This is a genomic window from Streptomyces sp. MNU76 (assembly GCF_020982545.1).
Classification (GTDB): Bacteria; Actinomycetota; Actinomycetes; order Streptomycetales; family Streptomycetaceae; genus Streptomyces.
Map to the genome: position 1 here is coordinate 1 of NZ_JAJKLK010000010.1, position 17,470 is coordinate 17,470.

The 17,470-nt window shown below is 71.4% G+C and carries 19 protein-coding genes and 3 pseudogenes; 14 read left to right on the top strand and 8 right to left on the bottom strand.

Translation table 11 applies throughout. The features are described 5' to 3' along the window. Together E4N62_RS23865 and E4N62_RS23870 are read left to right on the top strand one after the other, a co-directional pair. Positions 1-560: methyltransferase domain-containing protein (locus E4N62_RS23865; RefSeq protein WP_230217540.1), on the top strand; the 560-nt coding region annotated here is incomplete at its 5' end. A 311-nt stretch (positions 561-871) separates the two neighbouring features. After that, positions 872-1,123, top strand: a pseudogene (locus E4N62_RS23870) (DUF1684 domain-containing protein); the annotation flags it as partial. A 4-nt stretch (positions 1,124-1,127) separates the two neighbouring features. On the opposite strand, the gene E4N62_RS23875 reads toward E4N62_RS23870, so the two are convergent. Beyond that, positions 1,128-1,799, bottom strand: coding sequence for a hypothetical protein (locus E4N62_RS23875; RefSeq protein WP_230217542.1), 672 nt, complete (start codon positions 1,797-1,799; stop codon positions 1,128-1,130). A 175-nt stretch (positions 1,800-1,974) separates the two neighbouring features. Here E4N62_RS23875 and E4N62_RS23880 point away from each other — a divergent pair, with 175 nt between their 5' ends. The 3 genes and pseudogenes from E4N62_RS23880 to E4N62_RS23890 all read left to right on the top strand — a co-directional run bounded on the left by E4N62_RS23880 (position 1,975) and on the right by E4N62_RS23890 (position 3,728). Further along, a complete protein-coding gene (locus tag E4N62_RS23880) occupies positions 1,975-2,793 on the top strand; it encodes a hypothetical protein (protein ID WP_230217544.1) in 819 nt (272 codons plus the stop codon). A gap of 194 nt (positions 2,794-2,987) precedes the next feature. Then, positions 2,988-3,137, top strand: a pseudogene (locus E4N62_RS23885) (ABC transporter substrate-binding protein); the annotation flags it as partial. Between the two features lie 96 nt (positions 3,138-3,233). Further along, a complete protein-coding gene (locus E4N62_RS23890) occupies positions 3,234-3,728 on the top strand; it encodes a MarR family winged helix-turn-helix transcriptional regulator (RefSeq protein WP_230217829.1) in 495 nt (164 codons plus the stop codon). Between the two features lie 50 nt (positions 3,729-3,778). Here E4N62_RS23890 and E4N62_RS23895 read toward each other — a convergent pair whose 3' ends face one another. Further along, complete coding sequence (locus tag E4N62_RS23895; protein ID WP_230217546.1) at positions 3,779-4,978, bottom strand: serine hydrolase; 1,200 nt, start codon at positions 4,976-4,978, stop codon at positions 3,779-3,781. A 123-nt stretch (positions 4,979-5,101) separates the two neighbouring features. On the opposite strand from E4N62_RS23895, the gene E4N62_RS23900 reads away from it, so the two are divergent. Together E4N62_RS23900 and E4N62_RS23905 are read left to right on the top strand one after the other, a co-directional pair. Continuing rightward, positions 5,102-5,644, top strand: a complete 543-nt coding sequence (locus tag E4N62_RS23900) for a hypothetical protein (protein WP_230217548.1) — start codon at positions 5,102-5,104, stop codon at positions 5,642-5,644. A gap of 171 nt (positions 5,645-5,815) precedes the next feature. Next, entirely contained in the window at positions 5,816-6,031 is a 216-nt protein-coding gene (locus E4N62_RS23905; protein WP_230217550.1) for a hypothetical protein, read from the top strand. Here the strand turns inward: E4N62_RS23905 and E4N62_RS23910 are convergent. Both E4N62_RS23910 and E4N62_RS23915 read right to left on the bottom strand, forming a co-directional pair. Then, positions 6,010-7,527: a glycoside hydrolase family 43 protein gene (locus E4N62_RS23910; RefSeq protein ID WP_230217831.1), complete on the bottom strand. Its 1,518-nt coding sequence runs from the start codon at positions 7,525-7,527 to the stop codon at positions 6,010-6,012. The two genes, E4N62_RS23905 and E4N62_RS23910, sit on opposite strands and share 22 nt — an antisense overlap. 81 nt (positions 7,528-7,608) lie before the next feature. Next, positions 7,609-8,712, bottom strand: coding sequence for a LacI family DNA-binding transcriptional regulator (locus E4N62_RS23915; protein ID WP_230217552.1), 1,104 nt, complete (start codon positions 8,710-8,712; stop codon positions 7,609-7,611). 150 nt (positions 8,713-8,862) lie between these two features. On the opposite strand from E4N62_RS23915, the gene E4N62_RS23920 reads away from it, so the two are divergent. Both E4N62_RS23920 and E4N62_RS48840 read left to right on the top strand, forming a co-directional pair. Next, entirely contained in the window at positions 8,863-9,078 is a 216-nt protein-coding gene (locus E4N62_RS23920) for a hypothetical protein (protein WP_230217554.1), read from the top strand. After that, entirely contained in the window at positions 9,075-9,473 is a 399-nt protein-coding gene (locus E4N62_RS48840) for a cellulase family glycosylhydrolase (protein WP_230217556.1), read from the top strand. The genes E4N62_RS23920 and E4N62_RS48840 overlap by 4 nt, the downstream gene beginning before the upstream one ends. A gap of 230 nt (positions 9,474-9,703) precedes the next feature. Here E4N62_RS48840 and E4N62_RS23930 read toward each other — a convergent pair whose 3' ends face one another. From E4N62_RS23930 to E4N62_RS23945, 4 genes are all read right to left on the bottom strand, one after another. After that, a complete protein-coding gene (locus tag E4N62_RS23930) occupies positions 9,704-10,096 on the bottom strand; it encodes a VOC family protein (protein WP_230217559.1) in 393 nt (130 codons plus the stop codon). Then, positions 10,093-10,398 carry a helix-turn-helix transcriptional regulator gene (locus tag E4N62_RS23935; protein WP_230217560.1) on the bottom strand — a complete coding sequence of 102 codons (306 nt, stop codon included), beginning with the start codon at positions 10,396-10,398 and terminating at the stop codon, positions 10,093-10,095. The genes E4N62_RS23930 and E4N62_RS23935 overlap by 4 nt, the downstream gene beginning before the upstream one ends. Before the next feature lie 63 nt (positions 10,399-10,461). Continuing rightward, positions 10,462-11,364: an amidohydrolase family protein gene (locus E4N62_RS23940; RefSeq protein WP_230217562.1), complete on the bottom strand. Its 903-nt coding sequence runs from the start codon at positions 11,362-11,364 to the stop codon at positions 10,462-10,464. 77 nt (positions 11,365-11,441) lie between these two features. Then, positions 11,442-12,887, bottom strand: coding sequence for a DUF4157 domain-containing protein (locus E4N62_RS23945; protein ID WP_230217564.1), 1,446 nt, complete (start codon positions 12,885-12,887; stop codon positions 11,442-11,444). A 227-nt stretch (positions 12,888-13,114) separates the two neighbouring features. On the opposite strand from E4N62_RS23945, the gene E4N62_RS23950 reads away from it, so the two are divergent. The 5 genes and pseudogenes from E4N62_RS23950 to E4N62_RS23970 all read left to right on the top strand — a co-directional run bounded on the left by E4N62_RS23950 (position 13,115) and on the right by E4N62_RS23970 (position 17,400). Beyond that, entirely contained in the window at positions 13,115-13,651 is a 537-nt protein-coding gene (locus E4N62_RS23950) for an SRPBCC family protein (RefSeq protein WP_230217566.1), read from the top strand. Then, a pseudogene (locus E4N62_RS23955) lies at positions 13,644-14,198 on the top strand (phytoene desaturase family protein); the annotation flags it as partial. The gene E4N62_RS23950 and the pseudogene E4N62_RS23955, both read left to right, overlap by 8 nt. Positions 14,199-14,408: 210 nt before the next feature. Beyond that, positions 14,409-15,095, top strand: a complete 687-nt coding sequence (locus E4N62_RS23960; RefSeq protein ID WP_268269780.1) for a nucleoside deaminase — start codon at positions 14,409-14,411, stop codon at positions 15,093-15,095. After that, positions 15,095-16,045 carry a hypothetical protein gene (locus E4N62_RS23965; RefSeq protein ID WP_230217570.1) on the top strand — a complete coding sequence of 317 codons (951 nt, stop codon included), beginning with the start codon at positions 15,095-15,097 and terminating at the stop codon, positions 16,043-16,045. Before E4N62_RS23960 ends, E4N62_RS23965 begins: the two co-directional genes overlap by 1 nt. A 362-nt stretch (positions 16,046-16,407) precedes the next feature. Further along, the gene (locus E4N62_RS23970) at positions 16,408-17,400 is read left to right on the top strand and encodes a BtrH N-terminal domain-containing protein (protein WP_230217572.1); all 993 of its coding nucleotides are present in this window, start codon (positions 16,408-16,410) and stop codon (positions 17,398-17,400) included. Positions 17,401-17,470: the final 70 nt, after the last annotated feature.

The window sequence follows — 17,470 nt, forward strand, 5'->3', positions numbered from 1 at the left end:
CGGTACCCGGGCTCGATGTCCTGGAGGCAGACATCTCGGCCCCGTCCTTCGCCCCCGGCCGTTTCCGGCTCGTCCACGCGCGCTTCGTGCTGATGCACCTCCCCGAGCGCGAGCGCCTGATCACGACGCTGGCCGAACTCGTCGCGCCCGGTGGTGTGCTGGTGCTCAGCGACGCGGTCGACCTGACGGGCGACCGGACACCCGCCACGCCGTACGGCGTGGCGATGCGGGCCATGTGGGAGGGGCTGCGGACCACCATCGGCACGGACGTCTCCTGGGTGCCGTCCTACCCACGGCTGCTGCGGGGCGCGGGGCTGGAGTCCGTCGCCGCCGAGGTCCATGTGCCGCCGCTGCTGCCGGACAGCCCCATCAGCCGCTTCTGGGCGGACACATGGGACCGGAGCAGGGCGGCGATGGTCGCCACCGGCCTGGTCGACGACGCGGCCGTCGACGCGGCGATCCGGTACCTCGGCGGGGACGAGTGCGCGGCGCTGTCCGCCGGCATGCTCACCGCCTGGGGACGCAGACCCGCGAGCGATCCGGCCTCCAGTCCCGCGTAAGTGTCCTTCCCGCCCCGCGTTCCAGAGAGTGGGCGCCTCTTGGTGTCGAGCCGCGGCTGCGTGAGAAAAGGGCCATGAACCCCGAGCCCTTGGTGCGACACCTGGTCATCGACCTGTGCCGCCGCCCGGGCTCGTGTTGTTGCTGAACCGACGCGGCGGCCGAGCCCGGCGAGGACCGCGGAACGGTGCGGCTGGACCGGGTCACCCACCGGTACGGTCGGGGCGGCGAGGCCGTCACCGCTGTCGGGCCGTGGACCTGACCGTCCCCACCGGGAAGTTCCTGGTCCCGGTGGGCGCCCGGTTGCGGCACCTTCGACGCACCCCGGCCGACTACGGTGGGTGCGGCGGTGGAGGGCCTTGAGCATGTGTACGACGCGCCGGGCCGGGTCGAGTTCGAACTGGACGGACGTTCCCTCGCCCTGACCGCGTTCCCGGGCACGGGCCGGGGGGGTCTGCTGGTGCTGTTCACCGACGCGACGTCCGGGGTCACCACCTACGCGGCCGACCGGGCTCTCGCGCTCGCCCCGCCCGCCGCCGACGGCACGGTCGTCCTGGACTTCAACCCGCTCAGTGTCCCGGCCGCCCGAAGTGGGCGTAGGGCGGATACGGCTTGAAGCAGATCAGGACTTCGAGGGGGTGGCCGCCGCCGGGTGGCTGGGACAGTGCCGGGAGTGCCGTCATCAGAGCCGAGTGGCCCTTGGCCACTCCCTTCTGGTGAGGGCCCCAGCCCGCCGCGTGGGCGAAGTACGTGGCGGTCGCGGCGAAGACGTCACGGCTGCCGAAGAGGAAGAACGTCCTGGCGTGGGTGGCGTGCCGCAACCCGTCACGGAAGTCGGCCCGTTGCCCATGTTCGGTCCAGGAACCGGCGTCCCGAACGGTGCGCGCCTCGTCGGTGCGGACGGTCAACGGAGTGCCGTCGACCAGCCTGCGCCGCAGTTCGGGCCACTTGCTGGAGCGCAGACCGAGCGTGTGGTGGGCCAGGACCAGGTCCACACGCTCGCCGACGCCCTCGTCCGGTGGGACACCGTCGCGCAACGGCACATGCACGATCGTGTGCCGGGAGTAGGCGGCGAAGGAGAACAGTCCGGCCAGCCGGTTCAGCCCGTCGTGGTCGCCGAGCAGGATTCCGATCGGCTCCGGCGCGCGCAACGAGGTGTGGCGCAGGGGCTGTCGGGGCTGGACGACACGGTGCTCGTGGGGCCCGGTCCGGGGCCTGAACTCGCGCAGCCTCAGCCGCATACGGGGTGCCTCATCACCTCAGCATCGTGGCCGGAGCACCACCGCGGCAACCGAGATGCGCACACCGCGCGGAAGCCACCTCTCCGTGGGAACAACTGCTCATGCGGGGGTTGTGAGGGCACATGGGTGAGTACCATCCGCACACATCACGTTTGTTGTCGGGAAGGGAACCGCCATGACCGAGACACCATCCGAGTCTGCCGATCTCAAGACGCAGTACACCGCCCAGGTCGCAGCCGACCTGGAGCGCAACGCCAAGGAACAGGACCGTCTCATCGGGGAGATCGACGCTCTGCAGGAGCAACTCCTCGGTCTGCGGCAGGACCACGCCGTGCTGGTGAACATGCAGCAGGCCCTCGGTGTCGCGGCATCCGAGCCCACGGCCGTGGCCGAGGAGCCCGCGACTCCCTCCGTGCCCCGGCAGAAAACCGCTCCCTCCCCGGAAACCGGCAGGCGCACCCGGGCGAAGAAGGCCGAGCCCACGCAGGACGGCAAGCGGACGAAGAAGTCGACCGCCACGAAGACCGCCGCTCCCAAGACCGCCGTTCCCAAGGCCGCTGCCACCAAGACCGCCGCCCCGAAGTCAGCGACCGCTAAAACCGCGGGCACGAAGACGGTGAGCACGAAGTCCGCGAGTACGAAGTCCGGCAGCGCGACGGCCAAGAAGACCGCGACGGCCGCCCCCAAGACGACGGCGACCAAGACCGCGACCGTCGAGAAGGCGCAGCCCACGCTCGTCGAACTCATCCGCCGCCACCTCACCGAGCAGAGCGAACCGCGCTCCGCGGCCGAGGTCGCCGCCGCGCTCGCCCAGGCCCACCCGGACCGCCGTGTGCAGACCAACGTCGTGCGCACCACCCTCGAAGGGCTCGTCGCCAAGAGCAACGCCCAGCGCGTCAAGCAGGGTTCCTCCGTGTACTACACCGCTCCCGACGCGCCGGAGTCGGCCGCCCCGGCACAGTCCTCCTCCGAGCCCGCGGCGGCGACCGACTGAGCCCGGGACCTCGCTCCGGGGTTCGCCCGGAGGAGCGCACGCCCCAGGGCTCGGGCGAGGGGAGAGCCCGTCAAGAGCGAGGGAGGGATTTCCTAGCCACGCATGCTCCTCGGGCATGTTCAGGCGTGATCGGGGGCCCGCCGCGCGGAGGCCCGGCACCCTGGTCCCGTACCGCGAAGGGCGCGAGGAGACCCCCGAACGCCCATGTGGACGGCTTCCCCACGTTCCCCCGCGTCATGGCCGACCGTGCCGCGGTCGAGCGCTGGAGGCAGACCTTCGCCCTGTATTTCGGTGAGGTCCAGGGAAAGCCGACGCCCGGCCGGCTGGGACTGCACCCGGGGGCGTCGCGACGACGTCGCGGTCCCGCCCGGCCGCCGTCCCCGCATCGGCGACGTGATCGGTACGGTGGCGGTCGGGACCGGAAGAGGGGCGGCGTGGCCGTGAGTGAGCAAGCAGGCATCGGTACGGCCAAGGAGGCCGCCGACCACGAGCTCGTCCTCGCGTTCGGGCGGCTGCAGGGCGCGGCCAACAGGCTGGAGTACATCCTCGGGCGGGCACTCGAAGTCGAGTGCGGCATCAGTCATCTGATGTTCGAGGTGTTGCTGATCCTCGGGCGCGCGGGTGAACCAGGGCTGTCCATGCGGGCCGTCGCCCAGGAGCAGGTCCTCACCACCGGCGGGGCCACCCGGCTGGTCGACCGCATGGAGGCGGCGGGGCTGGTCACCCGGGCGGAGTCCCCCTCCGACCGGCGCGGAAAGCTGGTACGGCTGACCCCGCTGGGCGAGGAGACGACGGTGCGCGCCGCTCTGGTCCACGTCGAGAACATCAAGAAGTATTTCCTGAGCCCGCTGCCGGAGGCGGATCGCGGGCGGTTCGCGGAGGACCTCCGCATCCTCAGCCACACGGCCAGGGACGTACTGCCACGACTGCCCTGAGCCCCGCGACGCCACGCGGAGGGCGACTGACGCGGCTCGTCCCAGGCGTGTCAGTCGCCCTCCGCGCGCACACGGTCCGCGATGCCCAGTGTCAGTGCCTGCGCCTGGTCCTCCAGGTTCCATTTCCCGTCGCGGGATGCGTGGTTGCTGATCCAGAACACGAGGACGCCGTCCCGCAGGGACCGGCTCAGGAGGCCCAGGGACCAGTCGTTGCCGCCGTCGTGCCAGGCGAGCCGGCCGTTCGGGGTGTCGCGCAGGCTCCAGCCGTACCCGTACGAGCTCTCCGATCCGGGCTCCGGGACGTGGGGCTCGAAGAGCTTGTCCCTGGCCCGCGCCGGCAAGATCTCGTCCCCCAGGAGCGCGCGGTGCCAGCGGAACATGTCGTGGGCGGTGGAGAGCATGCCGCCGTTGCCGCGCAGGTTCCAGTACGGTCCGTCGGCGGCCCAGGGGTGGTCGAAGGGCCGCCCCTGGGCGCGCCCCCGGCTGTCGTACTCCACCGCGACCAGGTGCCTGGGCCAGCGAGGCAGCACATAGCCGGTCTGCTCCATCCCGGCCGGCTGGAACAGGTGCCGGGCCAGGAACCCTTCGTACGTCTCCCCGGACGCCTCCTCGACGATCGCCGCGAGCAGGCTGTATCCGGTGTTGGAGTAGTGGAACTCCTCACCCGGGGCGGACCGCAGTCGCGACGAGAGGGCCCCGCGCACCAACTCCTCCCGCGACACGGGGTCGTAGTCGTCGCCGAGGCCCTCGACCAGACCCGAGGTGTGCGTCAGCAGGTGCTCGACGGTGATGCCACGCTTCTCTTCGGGCACGGTGCGCCCCCGGCCGAGGAACCGGCTGATCGGATCGCTCACCCGGAGCCGGCCCAGCACCTCCAGTTTCACGATCGCGGCCGCGGTGAACTGCTTGGTGATCGACATGACGTCGTACACGGTCCGGCAGCTCGCGGGAGTGCCGGCGGCACGGTCCGCCGCCCCGAATCCGCCGCAGTGCACGAGCCGGTCGCCGCGGGCGGCGATCACGGTGCCACCGGGCCCGGCGGGCAGGGTACGGCGGAGGAAGTCGGCGACCGACTCCGCTTCGCGGTGCCGGGCCTCAGGAGCGCGCGCCACCGCCCGTTCGGCACCAGGCTCCTCGGCGCACCCGCCGATCGCCAGCAGAGCGGCGAAGGCGGTGCCGATGGCGGTCCGGCGGCGGGGGCGGGAGCGGTGACTGCGGCCGTGACCGTGGTGGGAGGGACTCGTACCCATATGACCTCCAACATCGGGAATCCGTCCCGATGTTGACCATCGCTCCCGCCGCTTCTCAAGCCATGATGGTGTTCGAGCTTGTGCGAGCCCGTGCACGTCCAGGCCAACAGGGGGGGAACCACGATGACCACAGCACCGCCCACACCGCCCGACACCGACGCCGTCGCCTTCGTGGCGGCGCTCCGCCGCCTCAAGGCCTGGTCGGGCCAGAGCTACCGCCAACTGGAACGCCGCGCGACGGAAGCGGGTCACACCCTGCCCTACTCCACGGCGGCGACCATGCTCGGCCGGGACCGCCTGCCCCGCGAGGAGTTGGTCGCGGCGTTCGTGGCGGCGTGCGGGGTGCGGGCGGAGGAAGCGGAGGCGTGGCTGGACGCACGCGTGGCCATCGCGTGCGGGCCGCCCGCCGAGACCGCCGTGCGGCCTCGCACGGTCGCCGCAGCCCCGGACCCGCGCTGCCGGGAGGTAGCGAGAGAGGGTCTCCAGAGCGGGCGTGCCAGGCGGGTGTTGCCGCGCCGGAGGACGTTCGCGGTGGCCGCGGTGGCCGCGGTGGCCGCCACCGTGCTCTTCGGTGGTGTGACGGCGACCGGGGCCTTCGCCGACGACGTCGAGGTCGAGGTCGAGGTCGAACAGACTGGGACGTCCCTGTACCTGCCACGCTCCTGATGAGCCGAGAGCGCGGCCTGCGGCCCGAGGCCGGAGGTCGGCAGCGCGGGCGGGAGTGGCGTAGGGGGAAACGTCGTCAGTGCCGCGTGCCCCGCCCAACAGGACGTTCCGGCCTGTCTCGTTGGCGGTGCCGGTCTACCTCGGGCCGGGACACCGACACCGGGCCCGCCCTTGACGCACGACCTCGCGGTCGTCAAGGAGCGCGCGGACCGCACCCTGGTCCTGCAGCACGGGCGCATCGTGGAGGAGGGGAACAGCGTCGACGTGTGTGACCGGCCCCGGCACGAGTACACCCGCCGTCTGGTGGCGGCCGCACCCGTGCCCGACCCGGACCTGCAGCGGCAGCGCCGGGAGCAGCGGTCTCTTCAGCTCTCCAGCGGCTCGTAGTCGAACCAGTCGAAGTGGGCGGAGGCCACGGAGGCGAACATGCCGAACACACGTCCGGTGAAGCCTCCGGCGACCTCCGTGGACAGGTACCGGCCGTCCAGCGAGGCGAGTTCGACGTAGGTGCCGTCCGGTTCCTCGTAGCCGAGAGAGACGAGGTCGGGGCCGGTCCGCGGGTCGTTCACCGTCGCGGGGACCGTCTCGGCGCGGAGCACCACGGGTCCGGCCGGCGCCGGCCGGGACGCCACGACCGTGTTCAACGGGCCGATACGGGCTCGGACCCGCACATCTCCCGCGCTCGTCTCGACGGAGTAGTGGTGCCGTTCGTCGAGGCGTACGGCGAGGCCGCCCTGTCCCTCCGCCACGTCCACCAGGGTGCGCGCCCGGCACGACGCGTGCTGCTGGCGGCGTCCGACGAACGTCACCTCGGCGTCGTCGAGCGACCCTCCACGGGCACGCAGGGTCAGTGAGCCGGGCCGTTCCTTGGTGGTGACGTCCTCGGGGGGACGCCGGCGCAACGAGATCCAGTGCGGCGCCAGTTCGGCGGCGTCGAAGTCGTCCCGGGTTTCCGGGACGACGGCGGGCGGGTGGAGGGGCCAGGGCGGCGCGGGCATGGTCGTGGACAGTTCTCCGACGACGGGCCAGCCGTCGGCCCATTCCACCGGCACCAGGTAGGTCTCGCGGCCGAGTACGTGCCAGCCGGGGGTGCCGCCGCCGGGACGCACGCCGAGCAGCACCATCCACCATGAGCCGTCGGGCCCCTGCACGAGGTCGGCGTGGCCGGTGTTCTGGATGGGGTGGTCCCTGCCGCGGTGGCTGAGGATCGGGTTGTCCGGGCAGGGCTCGAACGGGCCGGTGGGGCTGGTGCCGCGGGCGATGGAGACGCCGTGGCCCCGCTCGGTGCCGCCCTCGGCGATGAGCAGGTACCAGTGGTCGCCGATGTGGTAGAGGTGCGGTGCCTCGGGGGCCTTGGCGCCGGGAACCCCGGACCACAGCTGTCGGCGGGTGCCGGAAGTCTCGCCGGTGTGGGGGTCGAGGCCGATCTGTCCGACTCCCGCGGTGGTGCACCAGCAGGTGCCGTCGTCGTCCCAGGCGAGGTCGGGGTCGATGCCGTGCACCCCGGACAGCCGGATCGGGTCGGACCAGGGTCCGGCCGGATCGGTGGCGGTGAACAGCAGGTTGCCGTCGCCGCTGACGTTGGTGACGATCAGCCAGAAACGGCCGTCGTGATGGCGCAGGGTGGGCGCGTAGATCCCTCCGGAGGAGGCCGCGTCCGGCGGCAGCCGCAGTTGGCTCGGGCGGTCGAGGGCGTTGCCGATCTGGGTCCAGTGCACCAGGTCCCGGCTGTGGAAGAGGGGGACGCCCGGGAAGTACTCGAAGCTGGAGCACGCGAGGTAGTAGTCGTCGCCCGCCCGGCAGACGGAGGGGTCGGGGTAGAAGCCGGGGATCACCGGATTGCTGACGGTGTGGTCCGTCTCGGACACGCTGGTCACCCTCAGGGGTCCTTTCGCAGTCACGAAAGTCTCGTATCAAGTTGTAGAAACTTTCTCCAGCAGGCTAGTTACCGGCCGTCCCGGTGGTCAATGGCCCGGCCCGTCGGCTTGCGGGGGCGGGGCGGTGCTGGACCGGACCGTCAGGGTCGTGGCGATCTCCATCCCGGCCTGGGGGGCGGCCTCGCCCCGGCCGAGCGTGAGCGCCAGTTCGGTCGCGGCCACCGCCATCTCCGTCAGGGGCTGGTGAACGGTCGTCAGGGGCGGGTCGACCCACGCCACGACCGGCAGGTCGTCGAATCCCACGACGCTCAGGTCGTCGGGGATGCGCAGACCCGCCTCGCGTGCCGCCTGGTAGACGCCCAGCGCCTGGAGGTCGTTGGTGGTGAAGATCGCCGTCGGACGGTCGGGCAGGGCCAGCAGGGCGCGTGCGGCGCGCTGTCCGTCCTCCCCGGTGAGGGGTGCGTGCACGACGAGTTCCGGGGCGACCGGCAGACCGGCCGCCCCCATCGCGGAGCGGTATCCCTCCAGCCGGGCGCTGCAGTACAGCTGGTCCGGCGGGCCGGCGATCATGGCGATGCGGCGGTGGCCGAGTTCGGTGAGGTGGCGGGTCGCGGCCCGACCGCCGGACCAGTTGGTGGCGCCCACGAACGGGACGTCGTCGGGCAGTTCCGTGGCCGGGTCGAAGACGACGAACGGGATGCCCTTGGCCGTGAGTTGTTCCCGCTCGGCCTCGGACAGCTGGGCCACGGACAAGACGCAGTTGGGCCGCCGGGAGACGGTGTCGTCCCAGGTGAGCGGGTCCGAGTCGTGCAGTCCGAACTCGGACACCATGACGCCCACGCGGTGGCGCCGGGCGACCCGCTCGACCCCCCGGATGATCTCGGCCGCCCACAGGTGCTCCAACTCGCGGAACACCAGTTCCAGGACGTTGTTGCGCTGGGCGCCGGTCGGCTTGCGGTAGCCGTACCGGTCGACCAGTTCCTCGACGCGGGCGCGGGTGTCGGCGGAGACGCCGGACCTGCCGTTGATCACCTTGGACACGGTGGGCACCGACACTCCCGCCGACTCGGCGATGAACGCGATCGTGACCGGCCGGGACGTGTCGCCCTGTCCGTCGTTGCTGTCCGCCGGTCCGTCGGCCGTCTGGTCCGCCAAGGTAGCCCGCCCGTCTCCTGATCGCACCCGGCTCATTCTGGCATCTCTCGTCGCCGCGACTGTGGCCTCCGAAGCGGCCCCATGTTAATTTTTCCGCCGCCAAGAGAGAAAGTTTCCTTCTTCTGTGTCTCTCGGCCTCGGGCCGATCCCGCGCGTCGCACACCCCCACTTCAGAAGGTGCACGTGATGACGAGAAGACTCGCAAGCGGACTGACGGCGCTCCTCCTCGCGCTCGTCCTGCTCCCGCTGACGCCCGCGACCTCGCGGGCAGCCGATCCCCCCGTCCCCCCGGCCAGTTCGCCGGCCGTCCGCAGCGCCGTGGCGGCCATGCAGCCCGGGTGGAACCTGGGCAACACCTACGACGCCATCCCCGACGAGACGTCTGGGGCAACCCTCCGGTGACCCGGGCCCTCTTCCAGAAGATCGGGCCCCAGGGCTTCAAGAGCATCCGCCTGCCCGTCACCTGGGGCATCCACCAGGGCGCGGCCCCCGGGTACACGATCGACCCGGCCTGGATGGCGAAGGTGCGCCAGGTCGTCGATCTCGCGCTGGACGAGAACCTGTACGTGCTGCTGAACATGCACCACGACTCCTGGATGTGGGTCAACACCCTCCCCAAGCAGTGGGACACCGCGTTCACGGCCTACACCGACGACGCCATCAAGTTGACCGCCGAGTTCGTCACCTCCCTGCGGGAGGGTGCGCGGGTGACGCTCATCTTCCACTTCTGGAGCGGTGCCAAGGCTACGTACCACGTCACCAAGTCGGGGGACACCGTGACCGGTTCGCCCGCTTGAGTCGGCCGGTCGACGGACGGCCGTGCCGACGGCTGCCACCGGGGTGACAGCCGGGTGCAACGGTCGGGACGGGCGGCGTCGTGGACGATGCCGGACAGGTGTCCGACCGCGAAGGCGTCGCCCGCCTCGGCCAGGTCGAGGGCCCCGCCAGGTCGACGGCCACGATCCGCCGGGCCGCGCGGTCGGTCCGCCGGGGCGTGGCGGGAGGGGCCCCTCCGGCCCCTACTCCCCTACTGCGGCTCCGTCGCGATCTGGATCAGGTTGCCGCAGGTGTCGTCGAACACGGCGGTGGTGACGGGGCCCATCTCCACGGGCTCCTGGACGAAGCGCACACCGAGGCCGCGCATGCGCTCGTACTCCGCGCGCACGTCGTCGACGGCGAACTGGGCCAGCGGGATGCCGTCCTCGACGAGGGCGTCACGGTAGGTCTTGGCAGCCGGATGACCGGCGGGTTCCAGGAGGAGTTCGGTGCCGTGGGGCTCGTCGGGCGAGACGACGGTCAGCCACCGGTCCTTCTCGCCCACCGGGACGTCGTGCTTCTTCACGAAGCCCAGGATCTCGGTGTAGAACCGCTCAGCCTCGGCCTGGTCGTCGACGAAGACGCTGGTCAGATGGATCTTCATCGGGTGCTCTCCTGCTGCGGTGCGGGGGTGTCGGTCATGTGCCACCGCTCGGCTATCCGCCGCAGTGGGGCCGTGTTGAGGTCGTGGAACTTGTAGCGGCCCTCCCGTCTGGTCTCGACGAGCCCCGCGGACTCCAGCACGGCGAGGTGCTGGGAGATCGCTTGGCGCGAGATCCCGAGCTGGTGCTTCATGCTCAGCCGGGAACAGATCTCGAACAGTGTCTGCCCGGACTTCTCGGTGAGCTCGTCGAGGATGACCCGGCGCGTGGGGTCGGCCAGGGCTTTGAACAGGTCGTCGGCCACACCCCCAGCATAGGCAAGTTGCTACTTGCCTATCAAGGGCCCGGGTGACACGTGCCCGGGGCCCTACAGCGCGAACAGCTTGGCCGCGTTGTCGTGGCACACCGCCCGCAGCCACTCCTCGCCGAGGCCCAGCCGCTCCAGGGCGTGGAGCTGGTGCACGTACGGGTAGGGGAGGTTCGGGAAGTCGGAGCCCAGGAGGACACGGTCACCGAGGTCCGCCAGCCGGGGCAGGGCACGACGGGGGAACGGCATGAACCCCTCGCTGAAGTCGGTGAACGCCATCGTGGTGTCCAGCCGCACCTCCCCGTACCGCTCGACGAATCCGAGGAACCCCTCGTACTCGGGCATCCCCATGTGGGCGACGATCAGCCGCAGCCGGGGGTGCCGCGCCAGCACCCGGGCGATCGGCTCGGGGCCGGTGTGCTTGCCCGGCGCGGGTCCGGAACCGCAGTGGATCACCACGGGGACGCCGGCCTCGGCCAGCAGTCCCCAGACGGGATCGAGGAGTTCGTCGGCGGGGTCGTACGCGCCCACCTGCACATGCGCCTTGAAGACACGCGCGCCCGCCTCGACGGCCTCGCGGACGTACGCCTCGGCACCCGGCTCCGGATAGAGGGTCGCGGTGTGCAGACAGTCGGGGGTGCGGCCGGCGAAGTCGGCCGCCCAGGCATTGAGCCACCTGGCCATGCCCGGCTTGTGCGGGTAGAGCATCGCCGTGAAGGCCCGGACCCCGAACTCCCGCAGCAGGGCGGCCCGTTCGGCTTCCTCGTGCCGATAGGTGATCGGCCACTCCATCCCGCCGGTCAGAGGTCCGAGCCCGTCGAAGTACTCCCACACCTTGCGCAGGACACGTTCGGGCATGAAGTGCGTATGGACGTCGACCAGTCCGGGCAGGGCGAGCGCCTCCCAGAAACGGCGGACCTCGGCGGCTTCCTCCCCCACGGGCATGTCACTCATGGCGCCCATGATCGGCTCCGCCGAGGCGGCGGGTCCACCCCCTCGCCCGGGGCATCCATGAGGGATCCGCCCGGGGCGGTCCGGGGCTACACGTTCTTCTCGCCCTTCACCGGCCTGACGTCCTCCACGAACAACTGGAAGAGCAGGCGCGTGATGTCACTGTCCCCGAGGGAGAGACTGAACGGCTCCTTCGCCTCGGGCTTGAGCCCGATGAACCCGGGGAGTTTTCCCTCGCCGCCCGCGGCCGTCGGGAAGGTGCTTCCCGTTTCCTCCTCGCGGGTCTTCCTGATGTGATAGGGAGTTCCCTTGTCTCCGGAGATCGCCATGTACTGCGGATGGAAGAGGAGTTCGTGCGCGCCCTCCTTGAGCGTGAACTCGACCATCACCTGCCTGTCCTCGTCATGGAAGTACTCCTCCGCCTGACCGGCGTCACCGAGGTGGTTGCTGACGGGCATGACTCCGACGTCGCCGGCGCCGTCGGCCACGGCCGTACGGAACCGCTTCGCGATCCCGTCGCCGTCCTTGCTCTCGGTCTTCAGCCAGTCCTCGGTGGCGGTGGCCTTTCCCTTCCATTCCATGATCTGGACGGCCTCGCTCGCGAACATGGTCCGGTAGAGCTTCAGACGACCCTTGCCCTTGTCGCCCAGCTCGGCCAGTTCCGCCAGGAGCTGGGGTCCGACGGTGTGGAGAATGTCCTCCAGCTTTCGCTTCGGAGCCGCCCCGGCCTTTCCCTTCTTCTTGGTCTTGGGCGGAAGGAGAGGATGGCCCGCGGCCGTCATCTTGTCCTTCCAGTATTTCTCCTGGAGCATTTCCTGCGGATCCCCGAGGGTCCGCTGCACCGCCGGCGCGGAGGGAGCCTCACGCACGGAATCCGCCGAGTCCCGCCCAGGGGCGGCCGCCCGCTGCACCTCGGGCCTCGCGGGGCCCGACATCACCCGGCGCGCGTTGGCCTCTGCGGCCTGTTCGAACCGGTCGGACGGGTCGGAGACCTTCAGCCCGCCGCCGTTGTCGGTGCCGGCGACCGGCCCCTGGCGCTGCTGGATGACATGGGTGAGCTCATGGGCGAGCGTGTGCTTGTCGGCTCCGCCGTCCCCGATGACCACATGACTGCCGGAGGTGTAGGCACGCGCTCCGACCTCGGCGGCCGACGCCCTCGCCGCGCTGTCGTCGTGGATGCGGACGTCCGAGAAGTCGGCACCGAGCCGCGCCTCCATGTCCGTGCGGGTGGCCTCGTCGAGGGGCTGGCCGGGCGCGCGCAGGACGTCGTGGACGGCCGAGCGCTGCACGGTGGGCTCGGGGGCATCCCGGTGCCCGCAGTCGGCACTGTGCCGGTGCTCCTCCTGGGCCCAGGAATGGCCGGCCCGGCGGAGCAGCTGGACGACCGCCGCGTTGCCGGTGGCGTTCTGCAGTGCGAGCAGTCCTTGCGGCGACGACAGATCCGGGTGCTGCCGCGCGGGTGACGCCGCTGTGACGGCCGGGCCCCGGTTCTCCTTCCTGTCGTCGCCTGCCTTGTCGCTCCTGCGTGTCCGCACTGACAGCCCTCTCCCATGACCAACGCGTGAAACTCCTTGCTACACCGGCGCCGCCCTGTTCGACGAGGTCCATAGGGGCAGACCTCGGCATCCGATCGGGCAACACCACGGACGCGGTCGGCGGCCCCTGGGACACCGGACATCACGCGGTGTGCGTGTCTGGTGTGGTTCCGCCCGGGCCGGGCACTCGGCCGTCGACCGCGGCGTGACACGGCTGGAGGTGCGCGATGGCGATACGGCAGCGTCTGATCAAGGTGAGCCCGCGGGCTGTGTGGGACGTCCTCGCGGACGGCAGCCGGTACGGGGAGTGGGTGGTGGGGACCTCGGACACCGAGCCGGTGCGGGGACAGTGGCCCGAGGTCGGCTCGGCGCTCGCCTACGAGATCCGGGTGGGCCCCGTGCGGCTCGGCAACGAGACGGTCGTCCGCTCCTGCGAGGAGGGCTCCGCGCTGGGCCTGGAGGCCCGGGCAGGTGTGCTGGGGACGGCGCGCATCTCCCTCGAGCTGCGCCCCTGGGGGCGGTACTGCCTGGTGATCGCCGACGAGCACCCGCTGCAGGGCGTGGGCGGAAAGCTCCACAACGTGGGCGTGGAAGCGCTGATCCAGCTGCGGCACCGCACGATGCTCGCCCGGCTCGCCCGACTCTGCGAGGCGCAGGGCGCGCCCGAGCCGGAGGCCCCGGACGAGGCCGGGACGGAACGGCCCGCGAGGACGCGCGGGCTGCGCGGGGCGGCGGCGCACGGCGGCGCCGACGGCCATGCCTGACGCCGTCGTCGTCGGGGCCGGTCCCAACGGGCTGGTGGCCGCCAATCTGCTGGCGGACGCCGGATGGAGCGTCGAAGTCCTGGAGGAACAGCCGGAGCCCGGCGGCGCGGTGCGCCACGACCGGGAGGTCCACCCCGACTTCGTCAACGACCTCTTCAGCTCCTTCTATCCCCTGGCCTCCGCGTCACCGGTCCTCGCGCGTCTGCGTCTCCACGAGCACGGTCTGCGCTGGAGCCACGCCCCGCACGTCCTGGCCCATCCCCTCACCGACGACAGGTGCGCGGTGCTCTCCCGCGACATCGACGTCACCGCCGCGTCCCTCGACGCCTTCCACCCCGGCGACGGCGACGCCTGGAGGCGTCTGCACGCGACCTGGGAGCGCCTCGGCCCCGACATCGTGGACGTCCTGTTCACCCCCTTCCCGCCGCTGCCCGCCGCGGCCCGCCTCGCCGTCAGGCTGCGAGCGGCCGGGGGCCTGCGGATGGCCCGCGCCCTGGCGACACCGGTACGCCGCGTGGGCGACGAGGAGTTCCGAGGGGAGGGCGGCACCCGCGATCCCACCCCTGGTCCTCCGCACGACCCGCCGCAATCTCCCCCGCGTCGAATCCGAGACACCTCTCCGCCCTACAGACCTCCTGGGCCCCGGGGGCCGCTCCGACGCGACGTCCTGACGGCAGGGCCCCGGCCACCCCCGCATCAACTACACAACGGATCCGAACCGATACTCTCCGGAATCGACGGTGCGACGTGAGGAGAGATGGATGGATGCGGGCAGGCGGCAGATTCTCGGCAGGTGGGGAGCAGTGCTTACGGGAGCCGCGGCGCCCGTCACCCTCCCCCGGCCCGCGCTCCGGGAGAGCCACGCCCAGCCGCTCGCCCCCAGACCCAGACCCAGGCCCAGACCCGCACCCGCACCCGCACCCGCACCGAGCACGAGCGATTCATGGAGCTGGCCATCGAGCAGGCCCGGCGGAACCCGGAATGGCCGTTCGGCGCGGTGATCGTCGGCAGTCGTACCGGCGAGGTGCTGGGAAGCGGGGTCAACGAAGGGGCGGACAGCCCTTTGCTGCACGGCGAGGTGGTCGCCATGAACGACTACGTACGGCGGCAGGGCAACCAGGGCTGGGGGGACACCATCCTCTACACGACGGGCGAGCCCTGCTCGATGTGTATGAGCGCGCTGGCGTGGGCGGATGTGCGGCGTGTCGTCTGGGCCACCTCGATCGACGGCATCCGCCGCACCGGCATCATCCAGATCGACCTGTCGGCCCGGCAGGTGGCCGCCGCCGCGCGGTCCTTCTACACCCCCGAGCTGCTTCTCGGCGGCGTCCTGTCCGACCGGACCGACCACCTGTTCCGGGAGGCCCAACGGCTGCGTCAGGGCGGCGTCGACACGGCCCGGTTCGGCACAGCCCCCGCCGCGGACCGGCCGGGGCGAACCTGATGATCACGCGCCGCAAGGGTGGACGGGACGGCCAGGGCGACAACGACGAAGAAAGCGGCGGCGACGGCGACGCCGTGGAAACGGCCCTCGACGAGCTCTACGTCACGCCTCCCCCCGCGTTCGTCTCCCGCCGCGAGGGCCTGGCCGTCGAGGCAAAGGCGGCCGGCCGCACGGCGGACGCCCGTCGGATCCGTGCCGCCCGGCGCCCCTCCCTCGCGGCCTGGGCGGCGAACCTGCTGCTGCGCTCCCGGCCGGAGGAGAGCCGGACGTTCCTGGGTCTCGGGCGCGCGCTGCGCGACGCCTACCGGAGCCTGGACGCCGAGGGAGTGAAGGAGCTGACCGAACAGCGCCGCAGCGTCGTCTCCGCGATGTCCCGGCAGGCCGCCGGGCTCGCCGCCGAGGCAGGTCACCGGCTGTCGGACCCGGCCCTGCGCGACGTCGAGGCCACCCTGCGGGCCGTGCTCGCCGACCAGGACGCGGCCGACCGGTGGGCGACCGGCCGACTGGAGAGAGCCCTCACCCCTCCGTCGGACTTTCCCGACCCCACGACCGTGAAGACCGACCGACTCCGAGGTACGGCCGGAGCGGAGACCAAGGCGCCTGCCGCCCACCAGCACGCGCGGGACGAGGTCGCCGAACGGCGCCGCCGGAAACAGGAGCAACTCGCCCGGGAGGAACGGAATCGGCTCGCCCTGGAGAAGCGAGAGCGGCTCGCCCAGGAAAGACGTGAGCGGCAGGAGAAGCGCGAGCGTCTGCGCCGGGCGCGCGAGGAGGCTCGGGCCGCCGATCAGCGGGTGCGGGAGGCACGTGCGGACCTCAAGCGAGCCGAGCGGCGGCAACGGGCGGCGGAGATACAACGGGAGGAGGCCGCTGACGCCCTCGCGCGGGCCGAACGGACGGCGCGCGAGGCCGCCTCGGAGGTGGAGCGGCTGTCGGAGCCCACCAATTGACGCCCTCGCCTGCGTGAACGCAGGCGATTCCGGTCAGCACCGCTACGCGGCGCCACCTCGGGTTCCTGCTTCACGGGCCCCTGCCACCCGGAGTGGCCCTACAAGGCCTCCACAGGCCTGACTTCCCGCCCGTCCGGCGGTAGGTCCGCCAACCAGGTTGTCGGACAAAGCGACTTCAGCAGCGGCGCTGCGCCCCTACGGGCCGCCGAGGTGAGGATGCCCTACACCTCCACCCTGAAGGCTGGAGCACTGGGCACATGTTCGGTGGCCGACGGGTCGCGCCCGGAGGAACCGGGGCGGCCTCCAGGCCGAGGGAACCGTCGTGCCCTCCCGTGGTGCGAGCGTCCGCCATGATGGCCCGCATGACGACAGTGGAAGGCATCGAGGTCCGCGACACAGACCACTGCGAGACGACGACCCTCGGGGTGCTGCTGCGGCACCAAGGGCTCGATCTGTCCGAGCCCATGCTCTTCGGTCTCGGCTCCGGGCTGTCCTTCATCTACTGGGACAGCAAGAACATGGACTTCCCGTTCCTCGGCGGGCGCGTCAAGCCGTTCGAACTCACCAGGAACCTGGCCGCCGCACTCGGCCTGGACCTGGTCGTGAAGGAGACCGGCTCGCCCCGCAGGGCGTGGGAGAACGTGAAGGCCCCCCTCGACGCCGGTCACCCGGTCGGACTCCAGCTCGACAGCTACCACTTGCCGTACTTCTCCTCGAAGGTGCACTTCGCCGGCCACGTCGTCGCCCTGTACGGCTACGACGACCGCGACGCCCAGTTGGTGGACACCGATCAGCAGGGCGGGGCGGTGTCCACCAGCCTGACGAGTCTCGCCGAGGCCCGGGCCGCGCGTGGCCCGATGAGTGCCAGGCACCGCTCGTTCACGCTCACCGTCCCCGCAGGGGGCACACCCGGCCTGGCGGACCGGATCGCCCCGGCCATCACCGCCTGTGCCGACGATTTCCTCCACCCGCCCATCGCCAACCTGGGGCACCGGGGCATCGAGAAGGCCGGCAGGCTCGTACCGACATGGTTGCGGCGCACCGACGATCCGCGACGGGATCTGCCGCAGGCTGCACTGCTGATGGAGAGGGCGGGCACCGGCGGCGCCCTGTTCCGCAATCTCTACCGTGACTTCCTCGCCGAGTGCGCCGAACTGCTCGACAGCGGCCATGTCCGCACGGGCCACGCGTTGTACGCCGAGGCGGCCACCCTGTGGACCGAAGTGGCGGCACTGATCGAGAAGGCGGGTGCGTCGGGCGAGGAGGAGCACCTGCGGCAGGCGGGCAGGGTGCTCGGTGAACTCGCACGGGTGGAGCGTGAGGCCATGCGGGAACTGAGCCGCCTTCAGGCGTAGGGGTCCGACGAGACGTATGCCACTCCCCCAGCACTCCTTTTTAATACGCATCCTTGATGCAAGATTGCTA

Bases quoted from the DNA above. Each gene is read 5' to 3' on its own strand.
- E4N62_RS23900 (WP_230217548.1), top strand. From the start codon at position 5,102: ATGACCACAGCACCGCCCACACCGCCCGACACCGACGCCGTCGCCTTC.
- E4N62_RS23960 (WP_268269780.1), top strand. From the start codon at position 14,409: ATGGATGGATGCGGGCAGGCGGCAGATTCTCGGCAGGTGGGGAGCAGT.
- E4N62_RS23895 (WP_230217546.1), bottom strand. From the start codon at position 4,978: ATGGGTACGAGTCCCTCCCACCACGGTCACGGCCGCAGTCACCGCTCC.
- E4N62_RS23970 (WP_230217572.1), top strand. From the start codon at position 16,408: ATGACGACAGTGGAAGGCATCGAGGTCCGCGACACAGACCACTGCGAG.
- E4N62_RS23965 (WP_230217570.1), top strand. From the start codon at position 15,095: ATGATCACGCGCCGCAAGGGTGGACGGGACGGCCAGGGCGACAACGAC.
- E4N62_RS23930 (WP_230217559.1), bottom strand. From the start codon at position 10,096: ATGAAGATCCATCTGACCAGCGTCTTCGTCGACGACCAGGCCGAGGCT.
- E4N62_RS23920 (WP_230217554.1), top strand. From the start codon at position 8,863: ATGACGAGAAGACTCGCAAGCGGACTGACGGCGCTCCTCCTCGCGCTC.
- E4N62_RS23875 (WP_230217542.1), bottom strand. From the start codon at position 1,799: ATGCGGCTGAGGCTGCGCGAGTTCAGGCCCCGGACCGGGCCCCACGAG.
- E4N62_RS23950 (WP_230217566.1), top strand. From the start codon at position 13,115: ATGGCGATACGGCAGCGTCTGATCAAGGTGAGCCCGCGGGCTGTGTGG.
- E4N62_RS23940 (WP_230217562.1), bottom strand. From the start codon at position 11,364: ATGGGCGCCATGAGTGACATGCCCGTGGGGGAGGAAGCCGCCGAGGTC.
- E4N62_RS23880 (WP_230217544.1), top strand. From the start codon at position 1,975: ATGACCGAGACACCATCCGAGTCTGCCGATCTCAAGACGCAGTACACC.
- E4N62_RS23915 (WP_230217552.1), bottom strand. From the start codon at position 8,712: ATGAGCCGGGTGCGATCAGGAGACGGGCGGGCTACCTTGGCGGACCAG.